The organism is Akkermansia sp. UNK.MGS-1, from assembly GCF_000980515.1.
Classification (GTDB): domain Bacteria; phylum Verrucomicrobiota; class Verrucomicrobiia; order Verrucomicrobiales; family Akkermansiaceae; genus Akkermansia; species Akkermansia muciniphila.
Map to the genome: position 1 here is coordinate 1 of NZ_LBCB01000008.1, position 14,890 is coordinate 14,890.

The following is a 14,890-nucleotide window of genomic DNA, read 5'->3' on the forward strand; positions in this document are numbered from 1 at the left end:
CAATATGGTCGGTACGCAAACGTCTCAAGGAACCTTCTACCGCACGCCGGATATGGTCGGGCCTGCTGTTCAGGGAAGAAGGGCGGCCTTCCTCCACGCCAAAACCGAATTTGGTACCTATCCTGACCTGGTCGCGGACAGGGGCGAGAGCTTCACCCACCCATTCCTCACTGGTATAAGGCCCATACACTTCCGCCGTATCAAAAAAAGTAACTCCTTTGTCAAAAGCCCGGCGTATCAGGGCAATCATCTCCTGTTTATCATACTTGCCGCCGTAATAACCCACCATCGGCAGGCAACCCAGCCCGATGGGGGACACTTCCAGGTCTCCAAGGCGCCGGGATTCCCCAAGAAAACCCTTCTTCGGCGCCCCGGAAGAAGACCCCGGACCATCAAGAAGCAAAGAAGAACCCTCCCCGGCCCATCCCCGGGAAACCAGGGATAAGGCAAAACCGGACGTTATTTTGAGAAAATCCTTGCGTTTCATTACGTTCCATCTTTCTTCCCCAAATTCAGCCGCAGAATCGCCTTATTTCAGATACTTCAAAAAGAACTGTTCGATTTTATCGAACGGAATAACGCCGGCTTGATTGTCATAAAGATCCACATGGCTCGCGCCGGGAATGATCATCAGCTCCTTGTTATCCCCCTTCAACTTCTTGAAGGCGTCCTCGCTGAAATAACGTGAATGGGCTTTTTCTCCGTGAATCATGAGCACGGCGCTGCGGATTTCACCGCTGTACGCCAGAAGGGGCATATTGATGAAAGAAAGCGCCGAGGTAACGTTCCATCCGCCATTTGAATTGAGCGAACGCTTGTGATAGCCGCGGGGCGTCTTATAATAATCGTAATAATCCTTCATAAATCCGGGCGCATCCGCGGGCAGAGGATCAGGCACGCCCCCCGCGAGGGCATAAGAACCGTTCTTCGCATCATCCGTGCGCCAGGCATTCAGTTGTTTGCGAAGCTCATAACGGGCGTCGGCATCCATCGCGTCGAAATAGCCGTTCGCGTTCACGCGGCTCATATCGTACATCGTGGAGGTTACCGTTGCCTTGATGCGGGTGTCGATAGCCGCCGCATTGACCGCCATGCCGCCCCAGCCGCAAATGCCAATGATTCCAATACGTTCCGAATCCACGTCATCGCGGGTGGAAAGGTAATCGACGGCGGCGCAGAAATCCTCCGTATTGATATCCGGAGACGCGACATAGCGGGGAAATCCTCCGCTTTCTCCCGTATACGAGGGATCAAACGCGATCGTCAAAAAACCTCGTTCGGCCATCGTCTGGGCATAAAGGCCCGCAGATTGTTCCTTTACAGCTCCGAAAGGGCCGGAAACGGCAATAGCCGGCAATTTCTCGTTAACATTCCGGGGCATATACAAATCCGCAGCCAGCATAATGCCATAACGGTTGCGGAAACTTACCTTGCGGTGGGTTACCTTGTCGCTTTTAGGAAACACTTTGTCCCATTCCTGCGTTAAATTCAGCTTCTCGTTCATCATCTTGTCCGTATGGGGGTTATTATCTTCTGCCAACAGGCTCCCCGCACAGCAAAAGCAGGCGGAAAAAGCCACACAAAATATTTTAAATGAGTAACGTATCATCTTTCTGGAACTTCATGCGAATTACTGCTTCCCGTAATTGATCAGGTACAGGATCGATTCCGGATCCCGGTGGCACAGGAAAAGGCTCTCTCCGCGGTCCAGCCTGGCGATAGCGCCCATATCCTCCAGGGAAAGGGCAAAATCAAAGACGTTGAAATTCTCCTCCATCCTTTCCCGGTGGGTCGTCTTCGGAATGGCGATAATTCCACGCTGAATCAGGAACCTCAGGGCTGTTTGCGCCGGGGTCTTGCCGTATTTCTCTCCAATGCCCTTCAACACGGGGTTGGAGAAAAACCCATTGCGACCTTCCGCAAAAGGCCCCCAGGATTCCATTCTGGTACCGTACTTTTTCATCACCTCCCGGACTTTTTCCTGCTGGTGGAACACATGCGTTTCCACCTGATTGACGGCGGGTCTGATCTCGCAGAACTCCGCCAGGTCCACAAAACGGTCCGGATAAAAATTGCTCACGCCAATGGCGCGTACCTTTCCGGCCCGGTTCGCTTCTTCCATGGCCCGGTAAGTGCCGTAGTAATCGTTGAAAGGCTGGTGGATGAGCAGCAGATCCAGATAATCCGTGCGCAGCTTGCGCAGGGATTCATCAATGGACGCCTTCGCCTTCTCATACCCGCCGTTGGAAATCCACACCTTCGTGGTAAGAAACAACTCTTCCCGCGGAACCCCGCTCTTCTCCGCTGCGCGGCCTACGGCTTCCTCATTGCCGTAAATCTGCGCGGTATCAATAGAACGGTAGCCGACCTCAATCGCATCCAGCACGCAGCGTTCGCACTCCTTAGCGTCCGGAATCTGAAAAACGCCAAACCCCAGGACAGGCATCGTAACGCCATTGTTCAACATCACTTTTTCCATCACAGTTTTTTCTATTGTTTTTTGATGCTAAAAAGGAAATGACCGACTAAACGGCCTGCTGCGGTTTCAGCTCTTTCAGTTCATACTTCCTGCTGCCAAGACCTATCTTCTCGGCATACTCTACCGTATGCCGCCCATGGCGGCTTTCAATACGCTCCACCAGGGGCCTGTTGTCATTCCCTTCGGACGGCCTGACGGCGTAAACGAGATCCAGGCAGGCCTGGTCAAGAGCAACCGGATCAAGGGAGGCCAGAATACCGATGTCCTTCATTTCCGGCGCATGGGGGTGGGAATCGCAATCACAGTCAATGGACAGATTATTCATCACATTGATGTACAAAATTCTGTCCCCGAAGTAATCCGCCACCGCCTGCGCGGAAGCCGCCATGGACTCCAGGAAATCATCCTGACTGGCCAGATTGTTCCACACGGAGGAAACATCCCGCGTCTTTCCGGCGGAATGGATGTACGCCTTCCCGGCTGCCGAGGCAACACCGATGGACTGGTTCTTGATCACACCGCCGAAGCCGCCCATGGCATGCCCTTTGAAATGGGCCAGATTGACCATGAAATCATAATTCTTTAAATGATCCCCCACGATATCGTATTCCAGGTGCTTCCTGTCCCTCACCGGGATAGTGAACTCCCCTTCCGCGTCCATGATGTCCACCCGCGCAATATCGGAAAAACCGTGATCCTTCGCAGCCTGCAAATGGTCCTCCGTCCGGGAGCGTTTGCCTCCGTAAGCCGTATTGCATTCCACGATGGTGCCGTTCACCCGGCGCACCAGGTCTTTGATTAAGGCCGGACTCAGAAAATTGCGGCCTCCCGGTTCCCCGGTGCTGATCTTGACAGCTACCTTTCCCCCGGCCGGACGCCCCAGAGCCTCGTAAATCCTCACGAGAGCCTCCGGAGAAATTTCTTTCGTCATCCAGACCCTGGAAGCTCCACCCTTCTCCGCAATCGCGCCCAGGGCATACTCCGGCAAAGCCAGGCATGCCAGGGCTGCGGTGGAAGACTGGAGCCATGTTCTTCTCGTCATCTTATTTTCCATGGCAACTTGATTGTTGATGATTAATAACCGTTCTCCCTGTTAAGAGCCTGCAGGACCCGACGGGCACGTCCGTGTTCCGGAAATGAGGCCGCACAGCGTGCGGATGATTCTTTCCAGCCCCTCAAGCAGCAGCTTCCTGGGACAGGCGACGTTCAGGCGAATGAAGCACCCCGCCGTTTCCCCGTACATTTCCCCGCCGTTGACGAGCACCCGCCCCTCCTCTTCCAGCAGGCGGACAATCTCTGCGGAGGGAAATCCCAGCGCGGAACAATCTACCCAGACCAGGTAGGTCCCCTCCAGCGGCACCACACGAAGCTGCGGCAGACGTTCTGCCAGCATATCCCGGACAATCTCGTAATTCCCGTAAAGGTAGAGCTTCAGTTCCTCCAGCCATTCCTCCCCTCCGTTATAAGCCGCTTCCAGGGCATCTACGGCAAAGGAATTGACGTCACACACCTCATTGATGTTGATGGCCTTGTCAATCCTCTTCCGAACTTCTTCATCCGCCGCGACGATATTGGCTATCTGAATGCCTGCCAGATTAAACGCCTTGCTGGGGGAAATACAGGTGACGGAATGGTGCAGGGCGTCCTCGGAGAGGGAGGCGAACGGCGTATAGGGATGGCCCGGATACGTCAGTTCGCAATGAATCTCGTCAGCCACTACGAAAACGCCGTTTCTCCGGCAAATGGCGGCCATCTCCTCCAATTCTTCCCTCGTCCAGACGCGCCCGGCTGGATTATGGGGATTGCACAGGAGCATCAGCTTGACGGCGGGATCGGAGGCTTTCCGTTCCAGCTCCTCCGCATCCAGCGCATATCTGCCGTTCTCATATTTCAGAGGGCAGGTTTCCGCCACGCATCCGTTATTGCGGATGGAGGAAAAAAAGCAATTATATACAGGCGTCTGCACCAGCACCTTGTCCCCAGGGACCGTCAGGGCCCGTATGACGGCAGACAGCGCGGGAACCACCCCCGTGGTATAAATCATCCATTCCGGATTAATCTTCCAGCCGTGGCGGCGTTCAAACCAGTTTGTAACCGCCTCATAATAGGAATCCGGAACCCGCGTATAACCGAAAATGCCGTGTTCGGCCCTTTTCCGGATGGCTTCCGTCACCGCCGGAGCCGTACGGAAATCCATGTCTGCCACCCACATGGGCAGAATATCCTCCCTGGGCATGGAATCCCACTTGTAGGAATTCGTGCCGCGGCGCGGAACAACAGTGTCAAAATCGTACTTCATGCGGCTTCTCCGGATTGTTTTTTTCCCGTTTCAATGGAGCAATTGGCCGGAGCCTTGCAATGCTCGTCCAGAATAATATCCCCGTACTCTTCCGCAACAATGCGGCCGCTGCGCGGATTTTTGACGCTGTGCACACGCCCCTTGATTTCCGCATGCACGGAGGAATACTCAAAGCAGAGATCCGCATCCTCTCCGAGCGTGCAATTCTCCAAAACCAGGTTTTCCGCGTAGCACAACGCCTGCGTGCCGGAAATGCGGCAATTCACCAGACGAAGGTTCCTGGAATGCCAGCCCAGATACTCCCCATCCACCACGGAATCGTACACCGTCACGTCCTCCGTATTCCAGAAAGCGTCCTTGGAATGGATTTCCGCATTCCGTATCACCACATTCCTGCAATATTGGAAAGAGTAATTTCCGTTCAGGCGGAAGCCGTCAACATCTATATTCTCCCCGTGCATGAACAGGTAATCCCCATGCTCCGCCTGAACGCCGCGAAGCTTCGCATTCCGGCAGTGCCAGCAGCATTCCAGGGCATCCGTCAAAACGACGTTCTCCAGAACCATCCCGTCCATATCACGGAACATCTTGGGCGCTTCCACGCGGGTATCCTTCATGTGCAGATTCCAGGAATACCAGATGGCGGCCCGGGCGCCTTCCCTGAACAGGCAATGTTCCACCAGCAGCCCGTCATTGTGCCAGAAAGGGTACTTCCCCCGGAACTCGCACCGTACGGCTTCAATGTCGGAACATTCCTTCAGGGCGGATTCCCCCGGATAAATAATGACGTCTTCCAGCCTAAGATGGCGGGAAGCGAACAGGGGGCGTTCCCCTTCGTAGGAAGCATTTTTAATCATTCTCTTGGTCATGGCGATGATTTGATAAAAAGTCTGTTGTTTTTCATGATGTGCCTTTTAAACGGCGACGGCCGGCTTCCGGAAAAAGAAGGGAAAGGACGCCGGCCGCGTACCATGCCCTCTTCTTTCTTCATTCAGGCTATTCCTTATAGTAACTATAATGCAAAAAAATTTTAGCACTTTCTGTTTCATTATTTTTAATTCATTTATAATAAATACATATTAACTGTCATAAAATTATTTCTCAACATGCAAAATCGAGAAAAGCCTCTTCATTTTTCACTTTCTCCGCAAAAGGCGCATCTTTTACCCGGAAAGAATCCAGAAGCGGAAGGCCGCCGTTTCAGGCGGCATCTTCCGTCTCCAGTCTCCCGACCAGCGCCATAACGCCCGGAATGATGGGCGCCCCGGACCCAGGTCGCATCATCCCCGCCTCGCATCCCGGCACGACAGACACCACAGGGTATTTCCATACAGTCCTGCGCCCGCTTGCGCCTCAGGAAGCTACTTCAACAGCCGGTCCCGGCGGCCACGCCAGAATGAAATCAAACCGCGCCAGATAAACGGGAAACGACCACGTGGAGGAAAGGCTTCCCTGCTCCATCTCATACGGTTCCCTCCGGACAGAAATCCGGAACCGCAGCTTCATCCTCTTCGCAAACGGACACCATACTGCCCGCCCGCATGACCAACCGCTATTCCCGCACAGGAACGGCATTGGAGGACGGCATTTCCGGAACCCGGGTGATGCAGCCGGCAAATAATGCAATTATCCAAACTCCAGCCCTTCCCCGTCTCTCCCGTTCAAATTGCTCTGCGGATAAAAAAAGCCCCTCTGGAAATCCGGCGCCCACTCCTGCCGGAACCTTTCATGCGTCCGCAGGCGTTTCAACCGGAAAAAACAAACCGGGAGGCCTCAAACGCGGCCGTTCATTTCCGAAAGCAAGCTCCGCAGGAAAAAGCGTTCCGAACTCCTTGGGCAAGGGCCGGTTTACGGTTTTATGGAACAGGAAGACTTGGAAGCCTGCAAAGCGGAATTATCCATCTCAACAGCCAGCCAGAACACGCCGACAGCCATCAGGCCGAAAACGCAGGCTCCGGCGACGGAAAGAATGTTCATTGCCAGCTTCCGCCGCTTCGCCTCTTCCCTGCATCGACGAACCAGCGCCCGCAGCGCGCCGCAGACGGAACCGGGGCAAATGCCCCACTTTTCTTCCCGGGAGGGCTGTCTTCTGGGATACAGGTCGGACCTCATCATCACGGGATGCGGAAATGGCTCCGGCTGCATTACGGAAAGGTCTAAAGGCATGTACTTCATAGCGCCTTTTTAACGATTTTCGTTAATGCGTCAACATATTTTAACGAATTCAATTTATTTCTTTCTATCGACAATTCACGAAAATCGTGTATCATCAAGCCATGACACCGACAAAAGGGGATGTGAAACACTGGTTGAAGGCCATTGGGAAAAACCGTGACTGGCTTGCCATGGAATGCGGTACGGAAAAAGGTACGGTGAATAACTGGCTCTCCCCCTCCGGCCCCTTCCCCGCCAGCGCCATGTTGAAAATCCAATCCCTGATGTCTCAATACAAAACGGTTCAACCGGAAGACGAACCTGTCCAGACCAATCGCCTCGTGCTGGAAATCACGGAAGAGCGCATGAGGAAATATGAACGGGCCGCCTCTGAAAAAGGCGTCCCCCTCCGCCAGTGGCTGACGGATTTGGCGGACGAAGCGGCGGAGGAACGCCAGCTGCGGCCAACACACTCCCCCCTGGTTCCCCTGGTCAGACAATTTCCGTCCCATGCTGGACACGCCAGGCGTGAATACAGTACGCAAATAATCGGCAACATCGCCGCAGGCTCTCTTGCGGAAAGCGACACTGTCCCGTCTACCATTTACATGGAAAGGCCCCTGGGTAAAAACGAATACGTGGTTCGCGTAGAAGGGAAATCCATGGAACCCCTTATCCCGGACGGCTCCCTGGTAATTATGCGGCGCCATACCGTCCCCCCCATCCCCAAACCCGGAACCATTGTTCAATACCATGACGAACGAGGGGTTACTCTGAAAAAGCTCGGCCGCAAAAAAAATCCGGAAACCGGAAAAATGGAATACGTATTACATCCACTTAATCCCGACTTCGGAGACATCGAACCCATGGACGGCGGCAAAATCTCCGGCATCTATGTGGAAACCCTGGACAGGTGGGAGAAAGCTTGACGCACCGGGTAAATGTGCTATAGGTAAATCATCTTTTTTTATTTTCCGTTAGCCGTCCACGTTGGGAAACGCGGGCGGTTTTTTATTGCCATTACAGCCGTGTACAGTAGCATCCTCCCAGAAAAGCGCTCCTGTTCAGCCCTTGGCCTCCTGGTCAGGGGCTTTTTTGTTAAATAGCATTATTGCGCTTTCTTCAAATCTAATAGTTGTACTTGCCTCTTATAATCTTCCCATATATCAGCCAGTGCATGATATGTTGTTTTATATTCAGGAATAGGTTTCGCCTGCATAATCCAATAGCAATAAGGATAGTCTAAAAATTTATCTCCAAGAATAACTTTAACTACAAAAACACCTGCAACATCTCGATACTTCTCAAAGAATCTTGTTTCATCTTTCCATAGATTGCATGGCTTTAGAGCATCTAAAGCTACTGCGTCAAGCATGGCTTTCTTCTTTTCATCAGTTTTAATATGATATTTTATTTCTGTGACTATTTCACGAATTGCCTTCTCCTTAAAAGTGTTTCCAAATTGGCGATATGCACCAGACTGAATATCCAGCCATGCCTGTCCAGGGTTATTCTTCACGACGCTTTGGAAATGCAGCACAAGAGCTTCAGAAGGAGATTTCGTGTTGTACTTTTCTTGCTCAATACGCCTCCATACATCATTAATACGTCTTTTGTGAGCATTTCGCACTTTGTGCGAAAAATCATTCCAAACAGTACGAAAAATTTCTTTAGAGTTATTGAATATAGGAGTTTCCTTCCCTTGGATCTTCCAATAAAGGTATGGATATTTAATGTTCTCTACTCCAAATAAAGCAGTGAAGATGCCTAATCCTAAATCATATTCCTCGTCCGGTGTGACTGGGGGCTGGTAGCCTTCCGCCTTCACCAACCCTTTTGCTTCTTCGTCAGCGTCATCCCCCAAGGCCAGCGCGGAAAACAACTTCAGGCGACTTTCGTCGGGCTTGAACTCCGGAAGCTTCCGGGAACCCGGCACCTGTCCCCAGTCTTGCAAGGAAGTAGGGGCGTCATTCTCCTGCAAATGGTCAAAGGACTCGGGAAGAAGGTCGGAATGTTTCGCCTCCTGCGCCAAGGGGAAAAAGTCTGTTAAAGGACGATCTATTCCATAGGATACAGCAGTAAAAAATATGGAAAAAGTGTAGAGCAAAGTGCGCATGGTAAACTCAACATACACCGTACACTCCTTAATATTCAATCTTATTCCGCCAGCTTAAACCCAGGCTTGGACAAATTCGCCACCCCAGCCACGGACAAGAGCCAGGACGCCACGGAATCAGCCGCCTTGCTGCGGCTCCCGGCGCCCGCTCCGGCCACGTAAGCGGTCGCCTTGGCATCCAGCAGAATCAATTCCGCCCAATCGGCAAACGTCATCTCCTTCTCCCCGGTGGCGGCTTTCCACGTATTTTTGGCCGCCCGGTAAATCGCGGAATAATCAATCACTCCGGACGCGGTGCCTGCGTAAATACGCTGTCCAGTCGCCTGCTTGTAGCCAAACTCCACCGCCGCACCCAGCATCGGCACCCCGCCAATCATGGCAACAGGAGCCCCCAGCATGGCGCCGAACCATCCGCCGTTCTTCTCCCACTCGTCCTCGTCATCCAGCAGGGCGTGCCACAGGGCAATCACCGTCTGTTCGGCAACGGACATCATTCCATATAAAGCAAGAGCCTGCCCCCAATTCCCGGAGCTCACATGAGAAACGATCATCCCCACCTTATTCAGCACCTCGGAACTCATAAAACAGGCCATCTTCGCAAACAGGCCCGTGGAAGCCCCCAGCATGCTCTTCTGGCTCTGCGTCAGCGGCTGGGCCACCAGCTCCAGAGCCCGGGTCACGCTCTGCATGCACAGGGCGTGCATCTCATCCTCCGTCATCGGGGCTCCGGTCCTTTTTCCTGCCTCTTCCAGCTCGGACCACTTTGCGTTATACAGAGCGGCCATGGACACGGCATTGCTCCACACGTCCATCTTCTCAATAGCCCTCATGCCGGCCATGGAAAACCTGATCGCTCCGGTGTAATTCTGATCGGAAGCATACCCCATCAGCTGGCTCACCAGTTCCGCCTGCGCGTCATTGGTCCTCGCCCGGAAAGCCTCCGTTTTCATCATCTCAAACACCCCCATGCGTCCGGTCATGGACATCGTCTGCCCCAGGTGCAGCAGGAAACTCCCCATGCCCACCTCCCCGGCAAACATCCCGTGCATCAGGCCGCTGGTCTGCTTGAGCATCGTCAGCACGTTCCAGGCCAGCAAGGCCACCGCCTTGGCGCTCTGGAAGCGGCTTGTCGCCTGGGCTCCGGCCAGCAGGGCGCCCCCCTCCATCACTCCGGCCCCGTCAATCACATCCAGCCAGTGCCGCAGGGAATCAATCCCGTGGCGCCCCATGTGCTCCTTCAGGGACGCTGCCGCCTCCTTGTCCGCCAGAATGCCGCGCCAGCGGGCAGTAATATCCGCCGTGCAAATATAATTCTCCACCTCGGCGCTCGCCGCCTGGAACACGGCCTCGCAATCCATATTCCAGGCCAGGTGCAAATTGTGCTTCCGCCTGGGAATCAGCATCCCGTACTTCGCTCCGCCGGCCACGGCATTCGTCTGTTCCCCGAAAGACGCCTTCGTATCAAGCTTGTGGTCCGCCCGGAACACGGCCCGGAAATAATTCTCCACCGCGGGGAAGGGAACCCCCTCACGCTCCTCATACACACGGGCCAGCAGCTTTCCCTGCCGGTTCATCAGCTCCCGCAGGCCGTAGCCGAACGCCAGCCCTTCGGCACCCACAAACTCGCGTAGGCGGGCAACCTCCGCTTCTCCAATGCCTTCATTCCGCATCGTCTCCACGTACTCGGCCTGCTCGTAAAGCAAAATGGCATACATCGCCTGGGCGCGGGAAACCTTCAACGTCTCGCCCTTCCTGCCCGGGCGCACCACTTCCGCCTTCGCCGTAATATTCTTCCTCCTTCTGGCCCGTCCGTCTCCGGCCTTCACCAATTCATCCAGCTCGGCAAGCTGCCGGCGCATCTCCGGAATAAGCGCTTCCGGCACGGACGCCTTATCGTCGGAAAGCCCCCGGTCATTGTACTCCTTCCTGATTGCCTTGCGTCGTTCCTCCCTCTCCTCAAAAGACAACCCCACCCACTCGCGGGCCTCGGCGATCCTCACGGTGCGCTCCACCTTCACCAGCGGATTCAGCACTACGCCGGAATCCCCTGTCTTCTTGAAATCGGAAAGAACCCTTGCCACATCTTTGGTGCGCTGAACGCCAAAACACCGCTTAACCAGGGCCGTCACCTCCCGATCCCGGGCGTGCTTCATATTCCTCAACGCCACATTCGCCTCGGCAATCGCAGTAACCTCGGCATGCGCCAGACCGCGCAGGGCGGGAATCTTCTTCCATCCATTCAACAGCTGGGAATAAGACTGCAAACCGTACTTCAGGTACTTGGCCGCCTTCGTTCTCGTAGACGCCTTCGCATCCTCTTCCGCGTCACGTCCTCCCTGGGGAGTGGCCTGCCCAAGCCCTTCCACAATCTTCTCGGCCTTGAACTTCGTCCGGCGCCTCTCCTCGTCCAACCGGGTGGACCAAGCCGTCCGTCCCGTCGTGATAAACAGGGCAAGGGCGCGCGCGCAGGCGCGCGTCTGCTCCAGTCCCATCCCGGCCAGATATCCGAACGTGTGCCAATCCTTCAATTCCAGCTCGGCCGCATCCCGTTCCTCTTCGGTGGACTGGTTGCTGGAAAGCACGCCCTCCAGCTCCAGCATTCGCTTCTCCTTCGCCTCCTGGTCCGTATTCATCATGGCGACTATCCTGTGCAAATGCCTGTAATCCTCCGCGCTCAACTTGCCCTTGTTAAACTTCCCGCTGGCCTTCTTCGTCGGCTGCACGGCCTTGATGCGGGCAACCATCTCCGACCGTATCTGGTCGACGGCATATCGGTCCGCCTGTTCCAGCGTGCGGGCCAGCAGCTTGTCAATCACGGCATCCATGCGCTCGCTGGTATCGTCCATCAGCGTCTCCTTCTTCAGCTCATCGGAAAGCCATGCCTGACCGTCCTCCAGACGGGTGGCAAGATTCTCGGCAGCTCTCATGTAAGGGTAAAGGCCAAACCTGTACCCCTCCGGCAGCGTCTTGTAAATGGAAGCCACCACGGCCATGACCCTTCCGAACGCCTCCGCGCCGTCTCCCTGCTTCACATCGTTGGCCGCGCAAACCCGGCGCCATGTCTCCAACGCTTTTGCCGTCTGGCTGCGCAGCACCTCCAAACGGTTCTTCTGCGCCTCCCGCTCCAGCGTCACCCAGACACTTTCTCTCGTGGCAAGAGAGAAACTCGCCGTCGGATCCACATAATCCGCCCACGCTCCCCCGGTGGACTCGTCCGCAAACGCCGTAATCTTGATGTCGTTCCCGTCAAAAATCACGTAATTATACGTCTGCTCTTCCTTCTCTTTCCAGCGGGATAGCCCGTCTGCGTACCTGATGCCTTTAATATCGCTGGACAGCAAAGACACGCTGGCGGCCTTCTGTGCCTCCTGTTTCGTGCCATCTTCTCCATCCCAAAAAGCATCAAACAACTCCTGATAAACATCTTTGCCGCTCACGTTTTCGCCGCGGTAATCCGCCCGTCTTTCGGCACGTTCCAAAGCATACCGCACCTCTTCCACCGGGGAATCCTTCAACAAGGCAAGAACCGTCTCGTCCACGTAATCCCAGCCCAGCAGCTCGGAATCCTCTACATTCAACTCTACCTTGTAATTGGAAGGCATGCCCGTCCTAATCTCTATCTCGTCCAAGTGGTCAAGCAGAGAAAGCATAAAGCCTTCCAGCTGTTCCAGCTTCTCCCGCACCTGGGGGTACGTCTCCGCGTATTTCCTGTTAGTATCAATTTCATCATGCAACTCCATGACGACGTCTAAAACAGTCATGCTTCCTCTGGCGGCATCAACCAAATCGCCAAGAACAGACCAGGCGATATCTGACGCGTCCTCCTTCGCCTCCGGCAGGGCATCCTTCGGCAAAAAACTGCCTACCAGGGCCCGTTGCATCTCCTCTATAGCGGCAGTCTCCACCTCCCGGAACTTCCATGTCGCCTTGTCCTGCGCGAACTGGTTCAGATAACTCCGGTTCACCTCCGGATTTTCCGCAAAATAAAGTCCCCAGCCATACGCCTGCGCTCCTTCTCCTTTACCCATGAACGCCGTATCAAACTTGCGAAAACTGTGAGGGGAAGCATGCAGGGCAGTAATGGAGAACGTCACCCCCGGTTCCGTGATCACCGCGTTGCCCGCTTCAAAATGGCCGTCATGGAACAAACCCTGTTCCTGTGCCGAGGCAATGGAAAAAGCAACAATCGCCTCACCTAGGAACTCCAGCGTATCATTAAACGGCACAGCTTCCCGTTCCCGTGCCGTCATATCCCGGCGCTTCTCCACATTCCTTGCCTCTATTTCCCCGGCCAGACGCTGGTAAAGGTCAAACGGCTCCAAATCCTTCAATTGCCGCACAACAGCTTCTTTCCCCCTGTAGAGCTTTTCCAGCTCCTGCCAGATCCTCTTTTCCTCCCCGGGAAACCTCATCTTGCGGGAAACCGTTGCCTTCACCATCTCAATCTGTCGGTCTATCTGCTCTATGGTGACAGCATCCACATTCACCCCGCCGCGGAGCAACATCCCGGCGTAACAAATCGGCAATTCGCAACCTTCGGCATCTTTCCCCATCGTTAATTTGCCGTACTCCGCATCCTGTGCGACAAGCTTATTATACTCCTTCAAAAGCAACTCAATAGCCTGCCTGGCCATCACATCTACATCCATCACCTCATGCACGGCAAACCGCTCGGACATCTTCTTAATAGCCTTCGGATTCCTTATCAACCTGCGTATCCGGCCTAAAGCGTCCAAAGCCGCATCACGGGCTAAAAGCCAACTCCTGCGCCTCGTCTTCGCAATAATATCCCCTGTGATCCTGTTGCGTTGATAGGTAAGAACCCTCTCCGCAAAGCCAGAATCCCCCCCCTCGGCAAAACCCTCATATTCCTGAATCGCATGTTGAATCTCATGAAGCAACGTGGAACGCTGATTCCAAAGCGGCCCCAGGCTGGACAAATTGATGGCAATGGAGTCATCCTGGGGATCATACCATCCTGCCTCCTGCCGGTTGCGGTCCTTAAACACATAAACAGACATCTTCTTCAAGCGGGGATAGGCATCATACAACTCGGAATAATCCAAATAATCTGACAAAACGCCTTCCTTCCTTGGATTCTTCAAATAGCGTATATCCTCCGCCAAAAGATCCAGTCTGGAAAGATAAGGCATTCCAGGCGCAGTCTTCAGCTGTGCCTGGCTTGCGTCAATCTCCGCCCGCAACTTGCCGTCATCCCTTCCGGCGAAAGCCTTATCGGCATACTTTCCCCAAGTGGCCGCATTCGGGCCTATCACGGAAAACGTAATATCCGGATTCTTCGGATCAAACGTCCCCCGGTTATCCGTGGCGGACTTGATCTGATTCGGCTCAAAGGCAATGTACTCCGTCCATTTACCCAGTACAGCAATGAGTCCATCATGTCCTCTTTCTTGAGCGCTACCGGCTATCTGGGCCGCTCCTCTCGCATACGGCCGGAATATTCCAAACCTGTCATCTTCATGAAAATTCCCATCCCAAATATTTAAATAATCGCCTATCTCTTCAGCAGACTTGTAATCATTAAAAATAAAAGGATTCCTGAAATTCAGAAACAGAGCCAGCTTCTTGTTCCCGTACGGAGTATTCTCCATATTGGTAAAATAAAATCCTCTACCCCATAAACCATAATCAGTAGCAGATCCAATCATGGCCTTGTCAAACACCGTGAAATCACCGTATGTCCCATGATACACCACCCTCGGTTCCCCGTTCTCGTCCACCACCTTGGAAGCATTCTGCGGATCCTTCTCCCAATCGCCAAACCAATTCTTAAACGCCTCCGTGCGCACGGAAAGCCACTGGTCTTCCGTCAGATTCGTAT

The 14,890-nt window shown here is 54.1% G+C and carries 10 protein-coding genes; 1 reads left to right on the forward strand and 9 read right to left on the reverse strand.

Features of this window, described 5'->3' with window-relative positions:
- The 7 genes from WW58_RS03670 to WW58_RS03700 all read right to left on the reverse strand — a co-directional run.
- A partial coding sequence (locus WW58_RS03670) for an aldo/keto reductase (RefSeq protein WP_046435503.1) occupies window positions 1-487 on the reverse strand: 487 nt, incomplete at its 3' end.
- A gap of 42 nt (window positions 488-529) precedes the next feature.
- A complete protein-coding gene (locus WW58_RS03675; RefSeq protein ID WP_046435505.1) occupies window positions 530-1,609 on the reverse strand; it encodes an alpha/beta hydrolase in 1,080 nt (359 codons plus the stop codon).
- A 21-nt stretch (window positions 1,610-1,630) separates the two neighbouring features.
- Window positions 1,631-2,479: an aldo/keto reductase gene (locus WW58_RS03680; protein ID WP_046435506.1), complete on the reverse strand. Its 849-nt coding sequence runs from the start codon at window positions 2,477-2,479 to the stop codon at window positions 1,631-1,633.
- A 46-nt stretch (window positions 2,480-2,525) separates the two neighbouring features.
- Window positions 2,526-3,533, reverse strand: coding sequence for a DUF362 domain-containing protein (locus WW58_RS03685; protein ID WP_046435508.1), 1,008 nt, complete (start codon window positions 3,531-3,533; stop codon window positions 2,526-2,528).
- A gap of 39 nt (window positions 3,534-3,572) precedes the next feature.
- On the reverse strand, window positions 3,573-4,778 hold the full coding sequence (locus WW58_RS03690; RefSeq protein ID WP_046435510.1) for a MalY/PatB family protein: 1,206 nt from the start codon (window positions 4,776-4,778) through the stop codon (window positions 3,573-3,575).
- Window positions 4,775-5,647 carry a DUF3737 family protein gene (locus WW58_RS03695; protein ID WP_046435512.1) on the reverse strand — a complete coding sequence of 291 codons (873 nt, stop codon included), beginning with the start codon at window positions 5,645-5,647 and terminating at the stop codon, window positions 4,775-4,777. Before WW58_RS03695 ends, WW58_RS03690 begins: the two co-directional genes overlap by 4 nt.
- Window positions 5,648-6,626: 979 nt before the next feature.
- On the reverse strand, window positions 6,627-6,893 hold the full coding sequence (locus WW58_RS03700) for a hypothetical protein (protein ID WP_128153538.1): 267 nt from the start codon (window positions 6,891-6,893) through the stop codon (window positions 6,627-6,629).
- Window positions 6,894-7,054: 161 nt separating this feature from the next.
- On the opposite strand from WW58_RS03700, the gene WW58_RS03705 reads away from it, so the two are divergent.
- Complete coding sequence (locus tag WW58_RS03705; RefSeq protein ID WP_102758387.1) at window positions 7,055-7,861, forward strand: LexA family protein; 807 nt, start codon at window positions 7,055-7,057, stop codon at window positions 7,859-7,861.
- A 179-nt stretch (window positions 7,862-8,040) separates the two neighbouring features.
- Here WW58_RS03705 and WW58_RS03710 read toward each other — a convergent pair whose 3' ends face one another.
- Both WW58_RS03710 and WW58_RS03715 read right to left on the reverse strand, forming a co-directional pair.
- The gene (locus WW58_RS03710; RefSeq protein ID WP_215833453.1) at window positions 8,041-9,048 is read right to left on the reverse strand and encodes a hypothetical protein; all 1,008 of its coding nucleotides are present in this window, start codon (window positions 9,046-9,048) and stop codon (window positions 8,041-8,043) included.
- A gap of 41 nt (window positions 9,049-9,089) precedes the next feature.
- Window positions 9,090-14,890: ADP-ribosyltransferase-containing protein (locus WW58_RS03715; protein WP_046435519.1), on the reverse strand; the 5,801-nt coding region annotated here is incomplete at its 5' end.